The 3,591-nt window shown below is 63.2% G+C and carries 5 protein-coding genes; all 5 read right to left on the bottom strand.

Annotated elements, in window-relative coordinates; all coding sequences use genetic code 11:
• Positions 1-72: 72 nt before the first annotated feature.
• Entirely contained in the window at positions 73-573 is a 501-nt protein-coding gene (locus AC1DVA_RS26880; protein WP_476807918.1) for a hypothetical protein, read from the bottom strand.
• Positions 570-2,495, bottom strand: a complete 1,926-nt coding sequence (locus tag AC1DVA_RS26875; protein ID WP_476807917.1) for a hypothetical protein — start codon at positions 2,493-2,495, stop codon at positions 570-572. The genes AC1DVA_RS26880 and AC1DVA_RS26875 overlap by 4 nt, the downstream gene beginning before the upstream one ends.
• Positions 2,378-3,148 (bottom strand): hypothetical protein, encoded by a 771-nt coding sequence (locus tag AC1DVA_RS26870; protein ID WP_476807916.1) that lies wholly within the window; start codon positions 3,146-3,148, stop codon positions 2,378-2,380. The genes AC1DVA_RS26875 and AC1DVA_RS26870 overlap by 118 nt, the downstream gene beginning before the upstream one ends.
• Positions 3,138-3,395 carry a hypothetical protein gene (locus AC1DVA_RS26865; RefSeq protein ID WP_476807915.1) on the bottom strand — a complete coding sequence of 86 codons (258 nt, stop codon included), beginning with the start codon at positions 3,393-3,395 and terminating at the stop codon, positions 3,138-3,140. The genes AC1DVA_RS26870 and AC1DVA_RS26865 overlap by 11 nt, the downstream gene beginning before the upstream one ends.
• Positions 3,396-3,399: 4 nt before the next feature.
• Positions 3,400-3,591 (bottom strand): helix-turn-helix domain-containing protein (locus tag AC1DVA_RS26860; protein ID WP_476807914.1); only part of this gene is annotated, 192 nt, incomplete at its 5' end.

Here is a 3,591-nt window from a genome sequence, read left to right as displayed (position 1 = left end):
GCCCAGTTCAGCGCTAGTCCGCTCGATATGATGATGTAGGCGTGGCCTGCTGGGTGCGGCGTTGCTTGCGGTTCATGACTGCGTCCTCCTGTTGATCCCGATGGTTGAGAGGAAGGCTTCGGCCTGCGCGATGCGGTCAGCGCGCCATGCGGCCCAGCAGCCGTCGTGCAGCCAGACCTGATCGGGCGCGATGCCGATGGCGAGCAGCTCGTCGTCCGCTCGTTCGGGGCGGCCGCATTGGCGGCAGCAAGTCGGCTGGGAGCGGACGAGATTGCGGCATTGCCACAGCGCGAGACAGGCCTGGTAGGCGGCGTCCTCGGCCTCGGCCCGCGGCAGCCCGCCATCGAACTCGGCAATGCCGGCACGCTCGTCGAAGAAGGCATGCCAGTCCTCGCCCGACCAACCGTCACGGCCAGGCCGGAGCAGCGCGACGACCTCGGCCTTGTGCAGCGACAGTGCGTCGAGTAGCGCGGCGGGCGGAGCCGAGGTTGCCTCGAGCACGAGACCGTCCCCGTCCATTCCAAGATCGATGCCGGCGGCGCGGGCCGCCTTTAGGACCTCGGCCGCGCTCATAGCCGTGCACTCCAGCCCGCGACAGTTTTCTCAGCCGACGGAGCGGAGGGCGGCAAAGGCGGCAAAGGCGGTGAATTGACGGGCACCACACGCCATGCGGTACGCCCGTCCGCTTCCGCTTGCTGAAACCTAAAGCCGCCGACGATCCGGTCGGCATTCTTCTTCAACAACCAGCCCAACTTTGAGCGATTGATCTCGCCGCGTTCCTCTACCGGGAATTCGCGCATTGCATCGAGCAAATCGGGGTAACCAAGAACCGCCGCCGCGACCGCCTTGCGTACGGTCGTGGGGGACTGACCGAATACGGCATACCATTCTTGCATTAAACCGTTCAGGGCATCGCCATCCGGATCGTGACGGACCTGTTCGAGCAACGCCGTGGCCGGATCGGGCTGCCCCAGCCACATCAACGGATACCTGCAATACTCCGACCACGCGCCACTAAAGCTGACAATGCTGTCCGCTTGAGTGCGAGGCGAACCTGCCCTGCGCCATGCCTGAATGATCGTCAGCACGGCGGCCACGTAAGTGCCACGGCGTTGGCGCACCTTATCGACCGGAACGCCTTTGTAGGTCATCGTCGCCGGTGTCGGGCAGCGCGGATCGAGATGGATCGTGAGCACCCGCCGTAGCAGATCGCGTATCGGGCCGACGTTATTTCCCGAGCCTAGAAACAGCGTACGCGTGCTGACTGTCGCCGTCTTGCTCACGCCCAGAATTCTGTCCGTGATCGTCTCCGCAGTAAGCATCCTCTTAATGGTGCCGTGCGGGATCCAGTCGGTGTCCATGTCGTCGAAATCGACGCATCCAGGGCTCGTCAGCAATAGGGCCAGAATGACCTTGGTAGCTTCCTCCGAGGTCGTGGGATAGCTCACCCTGGCGTTGTCGCCCGGCCCGGAGAAGGCCCCGATCAGTTCGCAAAGGTAGCTCTTGCCGCTTCCGAAAACCGGCGCACGGACGTGAAACGCGGGGGCATGAGGCAACGTGGGGCGCACCACAGCGGTAAAGATGGCCGCCAATGCAGCCGCCTTATCGTTGGCGGCCACGAAGGAGAATTCAATGAGCAACTCTTCCAGCAGGGCCAGTGCCGCGCGGGCCGCATCAGGTGTCGGGTCAGGGATTACGAAATCCCGCGCATCGAACACGCCGAACCGCCGTGYGGTTTTGTCATAACCGGGCTGCTTGATGAGTTCGCCGTCCGATTCACGAAAATACGGTTGCCTCGTCACGCCCGCCAGTGGCGGCAAGTAGCGATAGTTCTGTGCTTCGAACAGGATGCCCATGTGTCGTGCCGGCGGATCGCAGCGCACCCAGTCTTCAGCTCTGGCGTCATATTTCTCCCAGGTCGCCGCGACTGAGAGCTCGCGTGTCAGTGCCGGTGCGCTGGTCGGCACAATCGACGGATCACCGCTGGTAGGATCGGTCGAGACTGAAACAATCAAGCCACCTGCCTGATAATGCCGCCCACGGTTCGCGAACTCCTTTTCCGCCGCATCCACGACGCGGTGCAGGTCACCGGCCACCACTCGGATGACCGGCTTGTGCCGGGCCTGGTCGTTATGCACACCAAGGAATTCGAGCAGCGCCCGAATGTGGTACTTGTCACGGTGCGAGTGCAGGCAGCAGAAGCCGCCAAGCGGATACAATTCGTCGGGCTCAAAATAGGCCGCGCCCGTGTCTAGTCCTTCGGTGTGCTCATGGCCCCACGGGCACGTCATGTCGTGCTTGCCGGAACCCAGTGGTGTCTTGTAAAGCCCCCGCGACTTGAGCGCCGCAACAACAGGGTTTTCCTCGGCCTTCGGGGTCAGGACGTCATCCGCTTCGTTAGCAGTAGGCAGCGGGGTATTGGTGGGCCTCGCACGGGGCTTCGCAGGTTTCTTCGGCCTGCCGGCTGGCGCGAGTTCAAGTTGCAGCCGGTCCACAATGTCCTGCGGCGCGTAGCGTTTGTCAGGTCGCCATTCGACCAGCCTGCACTGGAACGGCGTGCCGGCCGTATCGGCGTATTCGGTTTGCCGTTGATCGCGACCGGCAACCGCGCCCAACGGCTCAATGGTCCCGTCGCTCCGGCATCGCACAGACCAGCGTCGATCACAGCATTGAGTAAACGCACCGCAACCGCGCCGTCGGTGATCGGCGCATTGAGAGTGATGCCGCCCTGATGATTTCCGGGGCTCGTCTCGATCAGCCATGACAACTCAAAACCACCCAGGCGATCCAGCGGGATCTTGGTGCCAAGGTCATCCAGCATCAGGAAATGGCAGGCGGCAAACTGGGCTTTGCGCGCCCTGAACGAGCCGTCATCTCCCGGATAGAAACTCGAACAGCCGAGGTAGTTGTTATGCTCAGGCGCAACACTGCATGCTACTTTATCCGCGCGCCGGGCTGGCCAGCCGCCGAGGTCCGGGTCGCCGGGCTTCGAACACACAGCCGAAAAAGCACCTTCAGGCAGATCCGTGACARCCGCGTCGATGAATTCAGCGTTCGTCGTCTGAAAAGCACCGCCTTCGCCGCCTTTACCGGCTTCGAGGGGGCCGGGCAGCAAAACTGTCCGTACACACTGCAGCTCAGCGGTCATGGCGCACCTCGCCATCGTTCAGCCCGGTGGGCGCGGCGGTGCAGATCGGCTCCCTCGCTTTGCGGCCGCGGAGGGCGAGGGGTTGATTGGCCCCGGCGCTGGTCATGAGGATGGGCGAGCCGATCTGGACGATCGTGACTCCGGTGGTATAGTTGGGGACACAAGCTGCTGAGCTTTGCGAGACCCCGGACCCGATGACGCCTGCCATGGCCGGCAGCGTCAGCGGGTCCAGTTTTTTGAGGGGCATGGATTCACGCTGCCTCCAGATGAGCGGAGGGCAGCGAGGCAAGCCAAGCCTTGAAGTCTTCGGCCAGGATCAGTGTCTGCCGGCCGTTCTTGCGAGCCTTAAGCTCGCCGGTCTTCAGCAGCCGATAGACCTTGCGCCGGCTCATCCGAGCCTGAAGCGCTACGTCATCGAGAGTGAGGGCGACGGGTTCCACGCG

The organism is Allobosea sp. P4_C6 (assembly GCF_056402015.1).
This window is presented reverse-complemented; position numbering and strand designations above follow the sequence as displayed.

Coding starts and splice junctions, on each gene's coding strand:
- AC1DVA_RS26880 (WP_476807918.1), bottom strand. CDS start 573: ATGAGCGCGGCCGAGGTCCTAAAGGCGGCCCGCGCCGCCGGCATCGAT.
- AC1DVA_RS26865 (WP_476807915.1), bottom strand. CDS start 3,395: ATGCCCCTCAAAAAACTGGACCCGCTGACGCTGCCGGCCATGGCAGGC.